Source organism: Komagataeibacter diospyri, assembly GCF_043995075.1.
GTDB classification, from domain to species: domain Bacteria; phylum Pseudomonadota; class Alphaproteobacteria; order Acetobacterales; family Acetobacteraceae; genus Komagataeibacter; species Komagataeibacter diospyri.
This window is the reverse complement of the sequence record NZ_CP171836.1, coordinates 1,824,177-1,841,848: the sequence shown is the minus strand read 5'-3', so window position 1 is coordinate 1,841,848 and position 17,672 is coordinate 1,824,177. Positions and strand designations below refer to the sequence as shown.

General features: G+C 59.7%; 14 protein-coding genes and 1 pseudogene. 7 read left to right on the top strand and 8 right to left on the bottom strand.

Going from position 1 to position 17,672, the window contains the following annotated elements; all coding sequences use genetic code 11:
• Window positions 1-27: 27 nt before the first annotated feature.
• From ACE2AA_RS08705 to hmpA, 5 genes and pseudogenes are all read right to left on the bottom strand, one after another.
• Window positions 28-2,400, bottom strand: coding sequence for a heavy metal translocating P-type ATPase (locus ACE2AA_RS08705; protein WP_395369456.1), 2,373 nt, complete (start codon window positions 2,398-2,400; stop codon window positions 28-30).
• Window positions 2,401-2,470: 70 nt separating this feature from the next.
• On the bottom strand, window positions 2,471-4,093 hold the full coding sequence (locus tag ACE2AA_RS08700) for an ABC-F family ATP-binding cassette domain-containing protein (protein ID WP_141260818.1): 1,623 nt from the start codon (window positions 4,091-4,093) through the stop codon (window positions 2,471-2,473).
• Between the two features lie 259 nt (window positions 4,094-4,352).
• Entirely contained in the window at window positions 4,353-5,048 is a 696-nt protein-coding gene (locus ACE2AA_RS08695) for a glutathione S-transferase family protein (RefSeq protein WP_162851930.1), read from the bottom strand.
• Between the two features lie 251 nt (window positions 5,049-5,299).
• Window positions 5,300-5,668 (bottom strand): annotated as a pseudogene (locus ACE2AA_RS08690) (DUF488 domain-containing protein).
• 2 nt (window positions 5,669-5,670) lie between these two features.
• On the bottom strand, window positions 5,671-6,882 hold the full coding sequence (gene hmpA / locus ACE2AA_RS08685) for an NO-inducible flavohemoprotein (RefSeq protein WP_395369454.1): 1,212 nt from the start codon (window positions 6,880-6,882) through the stop codon (window positions 5,671-5,673).
• A 202-nt stretch (window positions 6,883-7,084) separates the two neighbouring features.
• Between hmpA and ACE2AA_RS08680 the strand changes: the two genes are divergently transcribed.
• Both ACE2AA_RS08680 and ACE2AA_RS08675 read left to right on the top strand, forming a co-directional pair.
• On the top strand, window positions 7,085-7,426 hold the full coding sequence (locus ACE2AA_RS08680) for a cupredoxin domain-containing protein (RefSeq protein ID WP_193557659.1): 342 nt from the start codon (window positions 7,085-7,087) through the stop codon (window positions 7,424-7,426).
• Between the two features lie 3 nt (window positions 7,427-7,429).
• Window positions 7,430-8,248 (top strand): FTR1 family protein, encoded by an 819-nt coding sequence (locus ACE2AA_RS08675; protein WP_141300791.1) that lies wholly within the window; start codon window positions 7,430-7,432, stop codon window positions 8,246-8,248.
• A 5-nt stretch (window positions 8,249-8,253) separates the two neighbouring features.
• On the opposite strand, the gene ACE2AA_RS08670 is transcribed toward ACE2AA_RS08675, so the two are convergent.
• Complete coding sequence (locus ACE2AA_RS08670) at window positions 8,254-9,357, bottom strand: glycerophosphodiester phosphodiesterase family protein (protein WP_141300789.1); 1,104 nt, start codon at window positions 9,355-9,357, stop codon at window positions 8,254-8,256.
• Between the two features lie 619 nt (window positions 9,358-9,976).
• Between ACE2AA_RS08670 and ACE2AA_RS08665 the strand changes: the two genes are divergently transcribed.
• Genes ACE2AA_RS08665 through ACE2AA_RS08655 form a run of 3 tightly spaced genes read left to right on the top strand, consistent with a single transcriptional unit; the run spans window position 9,977 to window position 13,639 of the window.
• Window positions 9,977-10,600: a sorbitol dehydrogenase family protein gene (locus tag ACE2AA_RS08665; RefSeq protein WP_141260780.1), complete on the top strand. Its 624-nt coding sequence runs from the start codon at window positions 9,977-9,979 to the stop codon at window positions 10,598-10,600.
• 17 nt (window positions 10,601-10,617) lie between these two features.
• Window positions 10,618-12,255: a GMC family oxidoreductase gene (locus tag ACE2AA_RS08660; RefSeq protein ID WP_141300787.1), complete on the top strand. Its 1,638-nt coding sequence runs from the start codon at window positions 10,618-10,620 to the stop codon at window positions 12,253-12,255.
• On the top strand, window positions 12,248-13,639 hold the full coding sequence (locus ACE2AA_RS08655) for a c-type cytochrome (RefSeq protein ID WP_395369451.1): 1,392 nt from the start codon (window positions 12,248-12,250) through the stop codon (window positions 13,637-13,639). The genes ACE2AA_RS08660 and ACE2AA_RS08655 overlap by 8 nt, the downstream gene beginning before the upstream one ends.
• 529 nt (window positions 13,640-14,168) lie before the next feature.
• Here the strand turns inward: ACE2AA_RS08655 and ACE2AA_RS08650 are convergent.
• Both ACE2AA_RS08650 and ACE2AA_RS08645 read right to left on the bottom strand, forming a co-directional pair.
• Window positions 14,169-15,560 (bottom strand): NAD-dependent succinate-semialdehyde dehydrogenase, encoded by a 1,392-nt coding sequence (locus tag ACE2AA_RS08650; RefSeq protein WP_141260746.1) that lies wholly within the window; start codon window positions 15,558-15,560, stop codon window positions 14,169-14,171.
• A 239-nt stretch (window positions 15,561-15,799) separates the two neighbouring features.
• The gene (locus ACE2AA_RS08645) at window positions 15,800-16,249 is read right to left on the bottom strand and encodes an Rrf2 family transcriptional regulator (RefSeq protein WP_141260745.1); all 450 of its coding nucleotides are present in this window, start codon (window positions 16,247-16,249) and stop codon (window positions 15,800-15,802) included.
• A 189-nt stretch (window positions 16,250-16,438) separates the two neighbouring features.
• Here ACE2AA_RS08645 and ACE2AA_RS08640 point away from each other — a divergent pair, with 189 nt between their 5' ends.
• Window positions 16,439-17,167 (top strand): IclR family transcriptional regulator, encoded by a 729-nt coding sequence (locus tag ACE2AA_RS08640; RefSeq protein ID WP_395369449.1) that lies wholly within the window; start codon window positions 16,439-16,441, stop codon window positions 17,165-17,167.
• 89 nt (window positions 17,168-17,256) lie between these two features.
• Window positions 17,257-17,655 carry a heme-binding protein gene (locus tag ACE2AA_RS08635; protein ID WP_141260743.1) on the top strand — a complete coding sequence of 133 codons (399 nt, stop codon included), beginning with the start codon at window positions 17,257-17,259 and terminating at the stop codon, window positions 17,653-17,655.
• Window positions 17,656-17,672: the final 17 nt, after the last annotated feature.

Genomic DNA, 17,672 nt, shown 5'->3' with positions numbered 1-17,672 from the left:
GCCGTGACATATGCCTACGGCGCGGGATCAGGTCTGCCTGTGCGGTTTCCAGCGGTTGAGCAGCAGGGAATTGCTGACAACCGATACCGAACTCATGGCCATGGCCGCCCCCGCCACGATCGGGTTGAGCAGCCCGAACGCCGCCAACGGCAGGCCCAGGATATTATAGATGAAAGCGAAAAACAGGTTCTGCCGGATCTTGGACAGTGTGGCGCGCGACAGTGAAATGGCATCCAGCACGCTGGTCAACTCGCTTTTCATCAACACGATATCCGCCGTATCCAGCGCGATGGCTGCTCCCGCGCCAATGGCGAAGCCTACATCGGCGGCCGCCAGTGCCGGGGCGTCATTGATCCCGTCTCCCACCATGCCAACCACGCCGCCCTGATCGTGGCAGGTCCTGACCGCCTGCGCCTTGTCACCGGGCAGGACGCCCGCCATGAAGTCATCCACGCCCGCCTGTTTCGCCACGATGGCGGCACTGCGCGGGTTGTCGCCTGTCAGCATCATGACCCGGATGCCGGCAGCCTTCAGCGCGCTTACGGTGCGTATGGCGTCAGGCCGCAGGCGGTCCAACAGGGCAATATGGCCAATCGGCTGTCCATTGGCCGTAACGGCGATGACGGTTTTGCCTTCCTGTTCCAGCCGGGTGGTCACGGTGTCATCGGGTGCAATGCCATGATCGGCCATGAAACGGGGGGAGCCAAGGCATGCCGGTGCGCCATCAATCATGGCCGTCACCCCCATGCCGGGCATGGCGTGAAAATCGCTTACCGGTAGCGGTGAGATGCCCGCCGCCGTGGCATGATCGACAATGGCGCGGGCCAGCGGGTGTTCGGAATCCTGTTCCAGCGCACAGGCGATGGCAAGCAGCCTGCCGGTGTCAATTCCCGGCCCGGGCACCACGTCACTGACGGTGGGACGGCCTTCGGTCAGGGTGCCGGTCTTGTCCATGATGATGGTGGTCAGTTTCTGTGCGCGTTCCAGTGCATCCGCATTGCGGAACAGGATGCCACAGCGCGCGCCCAGTCCCGTGCCCACCATGATGGCCGTAGGCGTTGCAAGTCCCAGCGAGCAGGGGCAGGCGATGACCAGTACCGACACGGCGGAAACAAGGCTCCATGTCGCATTGCCCGTCACCAGCCAGCCCATCACGAACGTAGCCAGTGCAATGGCGATGACCGTGGGCACGAAGATATTCGATATCCGGTCCACCAGTCGCTGCACGTGCGCTTTTGACCCCTGCGCCTGTTCGACCATTTTCACGATATGCGCCAGCGCCGTGTCATGTCCCACGCCGGTAGCGGTGGCGCGCAGCATGCCATTGGTATTGATGGTGCCACCGAAAACCCGGCTTCCTGCCTGTTTCAGCGTCGGCATGCTTTCACCCGTCAGCATGGCTTCGTTGACTTCGGATGCGCCTTCGCGCACCTGTCCGTCCACCGGGACGCTTTCGCCCGGGCGCACCACGAATATGTCGCCCACGCGCACATCCGCCACAGGACGATCCACCATCGCGCCATTGACCAGGACATGCGCAAGCCGGGGCTGTAGTTTCAGCAGGCTTTCCAGCCCGGCACTGGTCCGGTCGCGCGCGCGGGCTTCCATAAGCCTGCCGAGCGAGATCAGGGTGATGATCGCGACACCGGCCTCGAAATACAGCGGCTGGTGCAGATGGGCGATTACGACAGTCGCGCTGAAGAAATACGCGATACTGGTGCCCATCACCACCAGCACGTCCATGTTCGCACCGCCACCGCGCAGGGCATTCCATGCACGTTGGTACAGGTGCCGCGCGCCGTAAAACTGTACCACGCCCGCCAGTACAAGCTGCAGCCAGCCGGGCATCATGTACATGGCACCAAATGGCATCAGCACCATCTGCGCAAAAAACGGCAGCGACAGGATCAGCAGCAGCACGAAATGGGCACGTTCCGCACGCCATGCGGCAAGACGGCGGGCATGCGTGTCATCGGGCATGCCGTCATTTACCAGTGATGCGCCAAAACCGGCTTTTTCAATGCGGGCAATGAAGGTATCCCCATCCGCAATGCCGGGCACGAACACGATATGTGCCCGTTCGGTGGCAAGGTTTACGCTGGCCTGCGTCAGGGGCAGGCGGTTGAGGATCTTTTCAATACGTGCGGCACAGGCGGCGCACGACATGCCTGAGATTGACAGGTCCACGCTGCTTTCATCCACCGTGAAACCGGCCTTGCGGATGGCGGCGACAACCGCATTGATCGTGGCGACGGATGTATCCAGTACCACCTGCACACGCTGGGTGGCGAAATTGACGCTGGCGTGCACGCCGTCCTGACGGTTGAGGATCTTTTCAATACGCGCGGCGCAGGCGGAACATGACATGCCGCCCACGGGGAAATTCAGGGTCTGGGACACTGTGGCACTCCTTCGCGTATTGATCCTGATTTATACCCCCCTATGGTATTTTCAAGTGACGCACCCGTGATCAGGCATGCAGCCCCGGTGCTTCCTGCCCGGTGCGGGCGACATATTCGCTATAGCCGCCATCATACTGGTGGATGCCATCAGGTGTCAGTTCCAGCACCCGGTTGGACAGCGCGGACAGGAAGTGCCGGTCATGGGATACAAACAGCATCGTGCCCTCGTACTGGGCCAGCGCGTTGATGAGCATTTCCTTGGTTGCGATGTCCAGATGGTTGGTCGGCTCATCCAGCACAAGGAAATTGGGCGGGTCAAACAGCATCAGCGCCATGACCAGCCGCGCCTTTTCGCCCCCCGACAGCACGCGGCAGCTTTTCTCCACCTCATCGCCTGAAAAGCCGAAGCTGCCCGCAAGGGCGCGCAGCGATCCCTGGCTGGCCAATGGGAAGGCGTCGTCCAGTGTTTCGAACACTGTGCGGCTTTCATCCAGCAGGTCCATGGCGTGCTGGGCGAAATAGCCCATCTTCACGCTGCCCCCCAGTGTGACCGTGCCCGCATCGGGTTGTGTCGTACCTGTCACCAGCTTGAGCAGTGTGGACTTGCCAGCGCCATTGACGCCAAGGATGCAGCATCGCTCCCTGCGGCGGACCAGCAGGTCAAGGTTGTGGTAGATGACGCGTTCGCCATACCGTTTGTCCACGCCGCGCAGCTTGACTACGTCCTCGCCCGATCGGGGGGCGGGCGGGAAATCGAAACTCAGCGCCTGTCGCCGCTTGGGTGGTTCGACGCGATCGATCTTTTCCAGCTTTTTTACACGGCTCTGCACCTGTGCCGCGTGGGAGGCACGGGCCTTGAAGCGTTCGATAAAACTGATTTCCTTGGCCAGTGCCGCCTGCTGGCGGTCGAACTGGGCCTGCTGCTGTTTTTCGTTCTGGGCGCGCTGCTGTTCATAGAACTCATAATCGCCGGAAAAACTGGTCAGGCTGCCGCCATCAATCTCGATCACCTTGTTGATGACACGGTTCATGAAAGCCCGGTCATGCGATGTCATGAGCAGTGCGCCATCATAACCCGCCAGAAACTGTTCCAGCCAGATCAGGCTTTCAAGGTCGAGATGGTTGCTCGGTTCATCCAGCAGCATGACATCAGGCCGCATGAGCAGGATGCGCGCAAGGGCCACACGCATTTTCCACCCGCCCGACAGTCGACCCACATCACCATCCATCATGTCCTGACTGAAGCCAAGGCCGTGCAGTACCTCGCGCGCCTTGCTGTCCAGCGCGTAACCGCCCAGCTCCTCAAAACGGGCCTGTACCTCGCCAAAGCGTTCGAGGATGCTGTCAAGCTGGTCCATCTGTTCGGGGTCGGCCATGGCCGCTTCCAGTTCAGACAGTTCAGCCGCGATTTCGGACACAGCGCCCGCGCCATCCATGACTTCGGCCACGGCGCTGCGTCCGGCCATTTCACCGACATCCTGACTGAAAAAGCCGATGGTGGCCCCGCGATCAATCAGGATATTGCCCTCATCAGGTTCGTCCTGTCCCGTAATCATGCGGAACAGCGTGGTCTTGCCTGCCCCGTTGGGGCCGACCAGACCGATCTTCTCCCCCTTCTGCAGGGCGGCCGAGGCTTCGATAAAGACCAGGCGCTGGCCGTTATGCTTGGTGATGTTATCAAGACGAATCATGGAACCTCGGGCGGATGGGATTGCCCGCGCACTTACTACGAACTTGCGCGCAGCGTAAACCATGACCCAACCGGCACTGAAAAGATCGTCTTGAAATAAACAATTGATAAAAAATACAAAATTTTCTGGTGCCGCCTTTTTTCAAAAAGGCGTCGTTCTGTGAGGCTTTTTGGAAAAAGCTTCACCAAAAACGTCTTTTGAGTTTTAGGGTGCCGTCATGATCTGACTGTTTCAAACAGGCATGAGGGATGAAAGCTGGTCAGGATGCGGGACTGTTCCCGGCATTGGCATAGGCGTATTTCCCGCCCCGAAGCAGGGCGCGCTGATAGGCGGGACGGTCATGGATACGGCGCAGGAACGCCGCCACATGGGGCCGCCCGTTCGTGGCCCCTGCGCGTGCGGCGGCGGTTTCAAGGGGGAAGCTCATCTGGATGTCGGCGGCGGTAAGGTCATTGGCCGCAAACCATTCACTCTCCGACAGGCTGCGTTCCCAGTAATCCATATGCAGCTTGACCTGCGGGCTGATGAATTTCGCCTGTGCCCCGCAGGCAATCAGGAAGGCGAAGGGACGTAGTGGCAGGGGCGCGCGTTTGGGCAGCAACCCGAATATCAGCTTGAGCAGCAGCGGCGGCATGGCGGAGCCTTCCGCATAATGCAGCCAGTATATGAAGCGGATGTATTCGGGTGTGCCGCGCGCAGGAGCCAGTCGGCCATCGCCGTATTTATCAATGATGTATTCGATGATCGCCCCGCTTTCTGCCAGCGTCACGTTCCCGTCCGTATCCGTTATGACCGGGGCCTTGCCCAGCGGGTGGATGGTGCGCAAGGATTTCGGGGCCATCATGGTCCTGGGGTCGCGTTTGTAAAACCGGATATCGTAGGGAATTTCCAGTTCCTCCAGCAGCCACAGGATCCGTTGTGAACGCGAATTGTCCAGATGATGCACGGTAATCATGATACGTGGTCCTTTCAGCAGGTGATGCAGACCCGCCCGACAGGCCCGTCGTGACGGGCAGCCAGCGGCACAGGAATAATGTGCCGGTCAGGGCGGCGCCGATGTTCTGCTAAGGAACGCCCGTGGTTTTGGTTCCCCTGCCGTCACGTGATGGCGTGGCATATGCACACGAAAAAAAGCATGTTCCCGCGACCTGTCGGGTCGGGAAACATGCCTTCTGTCATGGTGGCACAGGAAAGTGGCGCGGTGGTTCAGGCTGTATGGTCCAGCAGGTGACGCAGGCAGGCTGCCAGCCAACCGCCTCGTTATGCTGCGTGTCACGCGCGTCATACAGCAGGGTGAGGGGGCCTGCGCGCGCCATGTCCAGCAATTGCTGCATCGTCTGGGGACTGGCCTGCAGTTCCGCGATATAGCGTTCCTGAAATCCGTCCCATCGCGCCGGGGCGCGCCTGAACCACTGGCGCAGTCCGGTGCCGGGGGGCGATATCCCTCAGTCATGGCGTCAGGTCTGCGCGTTGTTTGCTGACCCCACGGGGCCACAGCCGGTCCACCAGTACGCGACTGCCATCATCGGGTTCGGACGGGTCATAAACGCGCCTGACGCGGATGGTGTGCGCCATGGCTATCCGGCCAGTGTTGAATCCGCCGCCGAGCCGAAGAACTCATACCGGATCTGACTTTCGGGCACGCCCGTCGCCTTCAGCGTGGCGATGGTATCGCGCATGAAACCGTCGGGACCACAGATGTACCAGGTCGCGGCCCGGTCGATTTCCTGCGCAAGCCATGGCTGTGTCATGCGGCCTGCATGGGTGGTGACGCCCGTGGCGTGCTGCGACGCCTGCGGTGTTGCCCGACTGTAGAATATATCAGCGCACAGCAGACCCCTGTCCGCAAGGTCACGGATATAGGGGCCAAAGGCTTCTGTCGCGGGGGTGCGGGTGGTGTGGATGTAGCGCACGGGTGCTTTGGCCGCTCCTGCCCCCAGCGCGCCCAGCATGGAAATGAAAGGGGTCAGGCCAACGCCCGCGCTGAGGAACACGATGGAGGTTGGGGTCGGGTTGCCCAGCGTGAAATCACCCGCCGGGGCGGAAACCTGCAGCACCGTGCCTTCCTTCACACGGTCATGCAGCCAGTCGGAGACCACGCCATTGTCGATACGGCGCACGCTGATACGGTAGGACCGGGAACCGGGTGCAGAGGAAATGCTGTAGTTGCGGCGTTCAGACCCATGCCCCGGCACGTCAAGGCGGAAGCTGAGATATTGCCCCGGCACATGGTGCATGACGGGTTTCCCGTCTTCGGGCGTCAGTTCGAACGAGGTGACGGTTTCACTTTCTTCCACGCGGCGGCTGACACGGAAGGGACGCCAGCCAACCCAGCCACCGGGGGCCGCGGCATGGGCCACGTAAATCTGTTCTTCCCGTCCGATCAGGATTTCAGCGAGAAACCAGTAGGCCTTGCCCCATGCATCCATGATCTCGGGGGTGGCGGCATCTCCCAGTACGTGGGCGATGGCGCCCAGCAGGGCATCGGCAACATATGGGTAGTGTTCAGGCAGGATGTTCAGCCCGACATGCTTTTCCGCAATCCGTTCGACTGCACCGGCCATGGCGCCGAGGTTGTCGATGTTGCGGGCATAGGCCAGCACTGCAAGCGCCAGCGCCTTTGGCTGTTCCCCGTCCTTCTGGTGCGAAATGTTGAACAGATCGCGAATATCTGGATTGGCCAGCAGCCGACGGTACATTTCCGTCGTGATCGTCAGGCCGTGCGCTTCCAGTGCGGGTACGCAGGCCTTGATGATGCTGCGGGTCTTGTCATCCAGGGGCGATGCCATGTGTGAGATCCTTTAAGATGTATAATATCTACACCTTTATTGTCATCCAAAAAGATGTCAACAATGTATATCTTTTTTGACGCACATATCCCTTATGCATGATCCGTATTGCTGGGGAAGATGTACTGGCATGCGGGCTGGCGGGTATAATTGACAGTGATAATAAATCGCATAACATGCGCCCGTTATTGGAGTGTGCCGTATGCGTTACGTAATCGTTCTGTCATGTGCCTGGCTTGCGGCGCTCGTGCTTGCACCGGCAGCAAGGGCGATGGACCCCGTGCATCTGGAGGTAAAGGACCACCATTTCACCCCCGACCATATTACGGTCCCGGCGGGACAGCGCTTCCTGATCGTGCTGGATAATCATGATGACACGACGGATGAATTCGAAAGCTACGACCTGAAATTCGAGAAGATCGTGGTCTCGGGCGGCACGATCACCGTGCATGCGGGTCCGCTGCATCCCGGGACCTACAAGTTCTTTGACGACTACCACCCCGACCAGGCAACGGGCACCGTTACCGTGACACAGGAGCCCTGAAACATGCTGGGAAGTCTGCTGATCGTCTTTCGTGAGGTCATGGAAGCGGGACTGATTGTCGGTATCGTGCTGGCGGCGACACAGGGTATTCCGGGGCGTGGACGCTGGGTTGCCGGTGGCATTGCGGCGGGTGTCGCGGGGGCCGCGATTGTGGCCGTATTCGCCGGCAGCCTGTCCGCGGCCCTGTCTGGTAACGGGCAGGATGTGTTTTCCGCTACCATCCTGTGTATCGCGGTGTTGATGCTGGGCTGGCATACGGTGTGGATGACCCGTCACGGACGCGAAATGGCGGGCGAGATGAAGACACTGGGGGCGGAGGTCGTGTCTGGTGAACGCTCGCTGGCCGCCATGTCCGTTGTCGTGGCTGTCGCCGTGTTGCGCGAAGGGGTGGAGGTCGTGCTGTTCCTGTATGGCATCGCGGTTTCGACCCATTCGGGACCGATGGCCATGCTGACTGGCGGCGCGCTGGGCATTGCGGCGGGGGCGGCGCTGTCGTGGCTGCTATACCGGGGACTGATCGTCATTCCGCTCAGTCGCCTGTTCAGTGTGACGGGACTGCTGATCGCCTTTCTCGCGGCGGGCATGGCCAGTCAGGCAGCGGGCCTGCTGGCGGGGGATGACCTGATCCCCGCCCTTGGTTACGAGGTCTGGGATACATCGTGGCTGCTGTCCGATGGCAGCATGATCGGACGTGCGGCCAAGGCGTTGCTGGGTTATTCCGACCGGCCCATGGGGGTGCAGGTCATGACATGGGCAGTGACGCTGGCGGTCATGATCATCGCGACCCGTCTTGTGCGCAGGCAGCCTGCCGCCCGCGCCTGATGGGGTTAGCCGCGCAGGGCAAGCTGACCGATGGCGGGATCATCGGTAAAGAAACCATCCAGCCCCAGATCCAGATAATGCCGGATTTCCGCGATTGATCCCTGCGGGTTGCGGGCGTTGTCCCCCGCGTCATTGCGCAGGTGCGCGGGCAGGAAACGATTTTCGGGCCGGAAAGTATAGGAATGTACCAGCAGGCCCGCGCGATGCGCGTCCTCTATCAGTGATGTCGGCGCACGCCATGCGCCGGTTGCATCACGCGGTATGATGTCCGCATTGGATGGGCCGATCACATCCGCATATTCCCGCACGCGGTGTAAACCGTCAGTGGTCATGAGATCACCAAAGGTAAGCGGTGTGGCGGTGCCTGCCATGTCGGGAACGTGTTCTGTCCGTTCCCCCATCAGCAGCATGAGGCGTGTCTGCGGGTTGATGGCCTGAACCCGTCCGCGAAGCTGGCGCAGGGGGGTTATTTCAAAGGACTGGACCTCCAGCGGGCAGTAGCGGGTGTATTCATGCGCCGCGATGGTGCGCAGGAATGTTTCTTCCGGCTTAAAGCCAAGCTGGTGGAAGTGGGTGGCGTTCTTGATTTCGGGTATCAGCCCGATCATGCGGCCACGGGTAGCGGCTTCGGCTGCCACGAAATCGATTATTTCCTCGAACGTCGGAATGTCGAAATGCCCGTCATAGCGCGTGTTGGCCGCGCGTATGTCGGGCAGGCGTTCACGCGCGCGCAGGGTCTTGAGCTCGGCCAGTGTGAAATCCGTGGTGAACCAGCCGGTTAAGGTTGCGCCATCAATAATCTGCGTACGTCGGCGTTCGGCGAATTCCGGGTGGCTGCCGACATCCGTGGTGTTGGTAATGTGGCTTTCGTGACGGGCAACCAGCACGCCATCCTGTGTCGGCACAAGGTCGGGTTCGATGTAATCGGCCCCATCGGCGATTGCCCTGGCATAGGCGGCCAGCGTGTGTTCGGGACGCAGGGCGGATGCGCCACGATGCGCCATGACGCAGGGCAGGGGCACCAGTGCGGCGGCGGCGAAAGCCTGGCGTGTTGTCATGACCGCCATGCCCGACAGGGCGCCCGTCATGGTCTGTCTGCGTGTCAGCATGGATCCTGTTCCGGCCTGTTGCGGGGCAACAGTCAGGGAAGATCACGTGCAGCGCAATGGGATTTCCAACGTCATGGGCGGATGGCTCCGTGCCGGGTGCCGCTAGCGGGATGCCTTCGTCGCGGATAGGCATAATCGGGGGGAGGGATATTGTCGCGGTGGTTGAATCCCTTGCTGCGGGAAGAGACTGCATATTGACGGTTCGGGCCTGAGTAAATGGCGCAGGCATGTCAATACATGATGTTTCATGTCTTGGGATTGCAGGAACATTGTCGCGGACAAGTAATGATGTGGGATATATGCATGTTTATCGTGTCCCGTGGGGTATCGTTCCTGCCGTGGTGGCGTTCCGCATGGGATGGCGTAAATGATACGTGACCGACTATGGCGTGTGTGGTGTATCAAATCGTGCGGATATGTTTGCAAAACATGTCTGTATAGCGGTTTCGCCGCTTTTTACTCGCTGAACGTGAAGCTGCTATACGTTAAGCTGGGAGTATAAAAGGTTGCGGACCCGGCGTAAGTGGCGGTATCGGTGGTGCCATTATTGCATCCTGCATGGTCATGCCTGTTTTCCCGGCATTCCTGCTGGACCAACATGCATGAGAGGCGACGCCAGATGGCTGCAGACCAGCCCAGTTTTCCCACCAGTATTCACCTGTCCACCCCCAATGCCATACGGATGAACCGCGCGCTGCGCATGTCACGTCGTGACATGCTGCTGGGTGTGATGGGGGCCGCCGCCGTGGTGCTGGGCGCGGACCGGGGCGTTGCCGCTACCCCGGAAGCAGGGGCGGAAGATGCGGTCGCGCCGCTGTTCCTTGCCCTGTCGCACCGCCTGACCGACCGGGACGCGCTTGATGCCCGTATCAGCAACGCGCTGTACGCCCGCATCACCAAGGCAAATCCTGAACGCCGGGACCAGATACAGAAGCTGCATGACCTGATGGCGGGCGGCAAATTCGACAGCGCGCGTGCGCTGGCCACTGCGGCCGAACATAGCGACCCCGTATTCAAGGATGTCATTCATGACATCATGACAGGCTGGTACCGTGGCGTTGCGGATGAAAAGGTGGTCGTGTACCGCTCCGCGCTGATGTTCGACATCACCAAGGATGCCATCTATCCCAAGACCTACGCTGCGGGCGGGCCGTTCTACTGGACCCAGACCCCACCGGAAGTGGCCGTTCCAACTGGCGAACCTGCCCTTTCGCCTTCGAAATTCGTTGTAGAACCCACCTGATATCCGGAGCATCCTCCATGCCTTCCGAACAAGATCTTTCCGCTGACGTCGTGATCGTTGGATCCGGCGTCGCTGGCAGTTCCATTGCCAATGAACTGGCGCGCGCGGGTATTTCCGTCATCGTGCTGGAAGCCGGTCCGCGTGTCGATCGCCAGCATTTTGTCGATAATTTCCGCAATCTGGAAAACAAGCCCTCCTATCAGGGGCCGTTCCCCTGTGTGCCATGGGCCGAACATCCGCCCAACCAGATAACGCCCAACAAATACCTGCATACGACAGGGCCGGACGCCGAAGCCTACCAGCAGGTCTACCTGCGCATGATGGGCGGCACGACATGGCACTGGGCCGGGTGCGCGTGGCGCTACCTGCCGTCGGACTTCGAACTGAAAACCCGTTATGGGCAGGGCCGTGACTGGGCGCTGAAATATGACGACCTTGAGCCGTTCTATTACCAGGCCGAGGTGATGATGGGCGTCTGCGGCCCGGACCCGGCGGTGGAAGACCTCGGTTCGCCGCGCAGGCAGCCTTATCCCATGGACGCGCTGCCCATTTCCTATGCAGCGGAACAGTTTCGCAACCTGATCCGGGAAAAGACCCCGTACCGCGTCGTGCATGAACCGCAGGCCCGCAACACGCGGCCCTATGATAACCGACCGACCTGCGAGGGGCATAACAACTGCATGCCGATCTGCCCCATCGGGGCGATGTACAACGGCAGCTATTCCGTCTATCATGCCGAAGCGGCAGGGGCGAAGTTCGTGCCCAACGCGGTAGTATACCGGATTGAACGTGACAGCGCGAACAGGCGCGTGACGGCGGTGCATTATTACGATCCCGACAGGGGGTCCCACCGTGTGACCGGCAAGTATTTCGTCATCGCGGCGCACTGCATCGAAACTGCGAAGCTTATGCTCTTCTCAGCTGATGAACAGAGCCCCGACGGTATCGCCAACAGTTCCGGTCATGTCGGTCGCAACATGATGGACCATACCGGCGTGCAGGTGACGTTCATCAGTGGTGACAAGGCCCTGTGGCCCGGCCGTGGCCCGCTTGAAACCAACGTGATCGACAATTTCCGTGACGGTGACTGGCGCAACGAACGGGGGGCGTACCTGGTACACATGGTGGATGACAACCAGGTGGACCTTGCAACCGCACTCGCCATTTCCAAGGGATATGTCGGGCGTGAACTGGAGGAGCAGATCCGCTATCTTGCTTCCCACACAGTGCGGCTGTTCAGCCATAACGAAGGGCTGGCCGATCCGGATAATCGGCTGACGCTGAGTGCCACATATAAGGACGCGCTGGGTATTCCGCACCCGGAAGTCTATTACAAGCTGCCTGAATATACGGTGAAAAGCTGCGACCATACCCGTGGCCTGTTCAAGGATCTGATCGGTCTCATGCATGGCACGGACGAGCAGTGGACACCGGGTTACTTTCCGCAGGACCATCCCGCCGGCAGCACCATCATGGGCACAGACCCCAAGGATTCCGTGGTCGACGGTTTCTGCCGCACACATGACCATGAAAACCTGTTCATCGCGAGTTCGTCCGTCTTTTCATCGGTCGGAACCGGCAACATCACCCTGACGGTTGCAGCACTTGCCCTGCGTGTTGCTGATACACTTAAAAAAGAACTGACCCATGCCTGACGTCAAACGCAAGATCCTGTGGTCGGTTCTGGTCACGGGCACAGCCCTTGCTTCCCTGTCCGCAACGCCTGTGCGGGCGGATGAGCCTTCACCCCCCCCATCGTCGGCCCCGGCTCTGGCCACGGCCACTCCATCGGTGCCCGCATCGGCTGAACCTTCGGCGGAGCTTACGGCGCGTGGTGAATATATCGCGACGGCCGGTGACTGTGTCGCCTGCCATACCGCGCCAGGGGGCAAGCCCTTTGCCGGGGGCTTGCGCATTACCACGCCCATGGGAGATGTGGTATCAACCAACATCACCCCGGACCCCGACCATGGCATCGGGAAATATACGGAAGAGGATTTTGAAAAGGCCGTGCGCCATGGCCTTCGCCGTGACGGCAGCCGTCTTTATCCCGCAATGCCATATGTTTCGTATTCCGGCATGACGGATGATGATGTGAAGGCCATGTATGCGTGGTTCATGCATGGGGTGAAGCCGGTGGCCGTAACGCCGCCGGTGACGGAACTGAACTTCCCTGCCAACCTGCGTATCACCATGGCGGTGTGGAACCTTGTCGCGGGCAGCGTCACGCCTGAAACCGGAGATTCCGCCACGTATGACAAGATGCGCCGTGGCAGGTACCTTGCCAATGCCCTGGCGCATTGCGGAACCTGCCATACACCACGCAACATGATGCTGAGCGAGAAGGAAGACAGCTTCCTTGCTGGAGCGCCCCTGCTGGGCTGGTATGCGCCCAATATCACGTCGAGCAAGACAAGCGGCATTGGCAACTGGAGCGAGGATAACCTTGTCACCTATCTCAAGACCGGCCATGTCGCAGGGCTGAGTCAGGCCGCAGGGCCGATGGGTGAGGCGGTGGAACACAGCACCAGCCACCTGACCGATGATGACCTGCATGCCCTGGCCGCCTACATTCTTCAGGTCCCGGCCAAGGAAGACGAGGCTGAACATGGACCACGTGAAGGGTTCGGACAGGCGCTTGATGTGCCGGATATCCGTTCGGGTGAGCTGACACGGATCGACAGGCTCGATGAAATGAGCGGCCCGCATATTTATGATGCGAACTGTGCGGCCTGTCATGGGGGTAACGGTGCGGGCACCAGTGATCATTATGCGCCGTCGCTGTTCCATAATTCGGTTGTTGGGTCTGCCCATCCGGATGACCTGATCATGACAGTCCTGAATGGTGTGGACCGGACGGCAGGTGGGCTGCATGCCTATATGCCCGGCTTTGACCATGGTTCCGATGTGCAGCGCCTGAGCAATACCGAGGTCGCTGCACTGGTCAATTACGTGACCGCCACGTTCGGCAGTGGTGACCATGGTGTGACTGCGGATCAGGTTGAAAAGATGCGCAAGCAGCTTCCCAAGACACCGTAACACGATATGAAATCCCGGCAGCCGTGATAACGCGACAGAATATGCGTAAGGGGTGCCGGGATTTCTTTTGTCAGCCTGTATGATGGGCAGGTATTTGCGTTCCTGTTATCTGCTGCGGAACAAACCGGTCTGTTTACTGTATTTCTTCCTCCGCAGAAATCATGCTGCGTAAGGGCTATCTTTCAAGATCAGATCTTTGATTTATCAATATGTCTGTTTGCTTGCTGCCGCTAGGTATGTGGACGCGTAACGCAGCGACATGGTGCGTATAGACCATGTATTGTATGATCTATCAATATTCAGACAGGTATTATGAACCGCTTCATCAGGCGGACGGTAATGCGTCTGTTTATATGTAATTGAAAAGATTTTATATAAAATAGAAATGTATAATTATTCCATATCATAAATAAAATATGGAATGGAAATATCTGGTGAAAGAAGGCCAGACATGCCACTGGCTGACCTGCGGGGCGCCAGTGGCGCGGCCTGTATTCATGACAGGCCGCATGTCCGGATATTTACCCGATCAGAACGGGGCGTCGATGTCCACGACGTCGATCAGCTTGTGATTGACGAATTCCTTGATGCCAAGGCCGATCAGTTCACGACCGTAGCCGGAACGGGCAACGCCACCGAAGGGCAGGTCGGCCTTCACCATGGTCGGGTGGTTGATGTACACCATGCCGGTATAGATCTGTTCGGCCACCTTCACGCCACGCTGGGTGTCACGCGTAAAGACGGCGCCGCCCAGACCGTAGGGGGAGTCATTGGCGATACGGATGGCGTCCGCATCGTCCTTTGCACGGTACAGCTGGGTGACCGGACCGAAGAATTCCCAATGACGGGCCTCGTTGTCCTTGTGCAGGTTGGTCATCAGCAGCGGACGGAAGAACGCACCCTTTTCGGGAACCGGTGCGCCAATGGTTTCAACAACCGCACCATGCTTCTTGGCTTCTTCAACCTGCGCCAGCAGGTCATCAGCCGCCTTCTGCGACGACAGCGGCGCAAGCGTGGTGGACGGGTCCATCGGGTCGCCAGCCTTCAGTTCGGCAACGCCCTTCTTGTACAGCTCGACAAACCTGTCATAGATCGCATCCGCCACGATCAGGCGCTTGGCGGATACACAGACCTGACCGGCATTCCAGTGGCGACCGAACACGGCCCACTTCACGGTCTTTTCCAGATCGGCGTCATCCAGCACAACGAAGGCGTCGGAACCGCCCAGTTCCATGGTGGACTTCTTCAGCGCCTTGGCCGCGACGCCTGCAATGATGGTGCCAGCCCCTTCGGACCCGGTCAGGGCAACACCGCACACGCGCGGGTCGCTCAGGATCATTTCCGTGTGGTGGCGTGCTGCATACAGGTTGCGGAACCCGCCCTTGGGCAGGCCGGCTTCCACCATCAGGCTGTCGAAGGCTGCGGCGCACTGCGGCACGTTGGAGGCGTGCTTGAGCAGAACCGTGTTACCGGCCGAAAGCTGCGGCGCGATGATGCGGGCGATCTGGTAGTACGGGAAGTTCCACGGCTCGATTGCGAAGACGATGCCCTGCGGCTGGTGGATCAGGATGGCGTCGCCTTCCTTCGGGTCCGCAACCGGCAGCTTTTCCGGTGCCAGCAGGCGTTCGGCATGGGTTGCGTAGTATTCAAAGATTTCAGCCGACAGGATGGTCTCGGCCTTCGCCTCGGCAAAGGTCTTGCCCATCTCCAGTGTCACCAGGCGGGCGTATTTGTCGATATCGCGGCGCAGGATCTGGCCTGCCGCCGTCATGACCTTCGCGCGTTCGGCAAAGGACGTATGCCGCCATGTCTTGAAAACATCATATGCTTCGGTCAGTGCGGTCTGGACTTCCTGATCCGTGGCATTGGGAAACGTCTCGAGCGTTTCACCAGTATAGGGGTTGGTCGTAGCGTAAGCCATTGGCAGTATGTTCCTCAGAGTTTCGTCAAGAAGTATATATTTCACCGGCAGGCGTGCAAGAATCGTTTCAGGTATCACCAACCCTGGAAACGTGCAAAAAATCGTGGTCCCGCATGGACCGGGATTATGTCAGGCGGGGGAAAAATGCCAGTTTTCCGGTCCTGTGTCTGCAACTGGCCCCTATGGCAGTGGAATTATAAAATGGAGTTTATTCCACAACCCCAACGGGCGTATGGGTATTAGACGGGTAGGGGACGTGGCAGGCGCTCACGTTCCTGATCTGTTATGACATCAGCAAGCGTATAATTGTCCATGACGGCGATGAAGGACCCAAGGGCTTCCGCCAGCACGCCCCGCAGGCGGCAGGCATCGGCCAGGATACAACTGGACCTGCCGCCTTCATCCACGGGGTGCATGCAGGCGACCAGGGCCATGTCTTCTTCCGTATGCCGCACCACATCGCCCAGCACGATGCTGGCTGCCGGGCGCCCCAGCTTCAGCCCGCCATTCCGGCCCCGTATGGTTTCCACAAAACCCGCCTGACCCAGTTTGTGTATGATCTTGACAAGATGGTTTTCCGAAATGCCATAGGCCTGCGCTACTTCACGGATGGATGTCAGGCGATCCGTATGGATCCCCAGATAGATCAGTGTCCGCAGTGCGTAATCTGTATGCAGGGTCAGGCGCATGAAAGAAGATATATACGATCTGCATATTATTTCCAGACCTGTAAAATAATATAACGCTTCCGGTTTCTGTTCTGTTCGGGGCTGTCTCGGAATAATGAAATCCTGCAGTGGCCATTCCACTCCGGGGCCCGGCAGCGTAATGCGAAGACAGGGGACGGGATGTCCCTGATATAGCCGGAAAAGCACCCCGTGGAAAAAACACCCCGACTGATCCAGTCCATTGAACGTTCTGCTGCCATTCTGGAAATCATCGCGCAGAAGGGCGGTCACGCGCGCCTGCAGGAAATTGCCGAGATATCGGGACTGGGCAAGACGACGGCGCACAACATTCTCCAGACCCTTGACCACCTGGGATACGTGCAGCGCAGGCACGGGGATGTGCGTTACCATCTGGGTGGGCGCATCCTGAATCTCGCGCGCATCGCGGGCGACGACAACGCCCTGCGCGCGCGACTGCATCCCGTCATGCTGGCGATTGCACGTGACAGCGGCATGACCGTCTATCTTGCCGTGCCCAGCGGGGACGAAGCCGCATATCTGGAGGTGGTCGAATGTGGTGACGCGGCAACGGACAGCAGGCCACCGCTGCATGAGCAGCTTGAAGGCTCCGCGGTGGGGTTGGTGTTCCTTGCGTTCGTGCCCGGCCTGCGCAAACGGGTCATGGCGACCCGCACTGGCGCACTGGATGCACGCACCCTGACCCGGATCGAGGATGTCAGGGTGAAGGGATACGCGATCGATATCGAGGCCTGTCGCCCGGGCTGGAACTGTGTCGCCATCCCATGGCGGGAACAGGGGGAAGTCCGCGCCAGCATCGGCCTGACCGGCCCGGCGTCACGCCTGCCCCGCGCACGCCTTGTGCAACTGGGGTGGATGATGATGAAGCAGGTGGAACAGGCGGGTGTTCAACAATGTTGAAGAAATGACGCGGTCACGTCTTTGCATGTTCCATTCCGCGGGCGTGTGTCTAACCTGTCTTTATTCTTCGTAAGACAGAGGGTTTTACCATGCAGCTTTCCCATGCCATGTCCCTGCTTTCCGCCGCCCGGTCCGAAGCGGACCATCTGGGTGTCAGCGTCAGTATTTCCATCGTGGATGCCGCCGCGTGGCCCATGGCTTTCATCCGCATGGATGGCTGCCCGCTGGGTGCGATCGAGGTCAGTCATAAAAAGGCGCGAACGGCCGTCCTGTTCCAGATGGACAGCGCCGATTTTGCAAAGATTGCGCATCCTGATGGCGGGGCTTACAGCCTGGAAAACACCAATGGCGGCCTGACCAGCTTCGGTGGTGGTGTCGTGCTGAAAGGGACGGATGGGTCTGTCATGGGTGCGATCGGCGTGTCGGGGGCCAGCACGGAAGATGACATTGCCATCGCCCGTGCCGCAGCCGCGCAGCCTGCCGCCTGATTGCCGTTTGTGGATGG

Excerpts from the sequence above, each read along its gene's own strand:
- ACE2AA_RS08645 (WP_141260745.1), bottom strand. The coding sequence starts at position 16,249 with ATGCGCCTGACCCTGCATACAGATTACGCACTGCGGACACTGATCTAT.
- ACE2AA_RS08695 (WP_162851930.1), bottom strand. The coding sequence starts at position 5,048 with ATGATTACCGTGCATCATCTGGACAATTCGCGTTCACAACGGATCCTG.
- ACE2AA_RS08680 (WP_193557659.1), top strand. The coding sequence starts at position 7,085 with ATGCGTTACGTAATCGTTCTGTCATGTGCCTGGCTTGCGGCGCTCGTG.
- ACE2AA_RS08700 (WP_141260818.1), bottom strand. The coding sequence starts at position 4,093 with ATGATTCGTCTTGATAACATCACCAAGCATAACGGCCAGCGCCTGGTC.
- ACE2AA_RS08635 (WP_141260743.1), top strand. The coding sequence starts at position 17,257 with ATGCAGCTTTCCCATGCCATGTCCCTGCTTTCCGCCGCCCGGTCCGAA.
- ACE2AA_RS08655 (WP_395369451.1), top strand. The coding sequence starts at position 12,248 with ATGCCTGACGTCAAACGCAAGATCCTGTGGTCGGTTCTGGTCACGGGC.
- ACE2AA_RS08670 (WP_141300789.1), bottom strand. The coding sequence starts at position 9,357 with ATGCTGACACGCAGACAGACCATGACGGGCGCCCTGTCGGGCATGGCG.
- hmpA (WP_395369454.1), bottom strand. The coding sequence starts at position 6,882 with ATGGCATCGCCCCTGGATGACAAGACCCGCAGCATCATCAAGGCCTGC.
- ACE2AA_RS08650 (WP_141260746.1), bottom strand. The coding sequence starts at position 15,560 with ATGGCTTACGCTACGACCAACCCCTATACTGGTGAAACGCTCGAGACG.
- ACE2AA_RS08675 (WP_141300791.1), top strand. The coding sequence starts at position 7,430 with ATGCTGGGAAGTCTGCTGATCGTCTTTCGTGAGGTCATGGAAGCGGGA.
- ACE2AA_RS08665 (WP_141260780.1), top strand. The coding sequence starts at position 9,977 with ATGGCTGCAGACCAGCCCAGTTTTCCCACCAGTATTCACCTGTCCACC.
- ACE2AA_RS08660 (WP_141300787.1), top strand. The coding sequence starts at position 10,618 with ATGCCTTCCGAACAAGATCTTTCCGCTGACGTCGTGATCGTTGGATCC.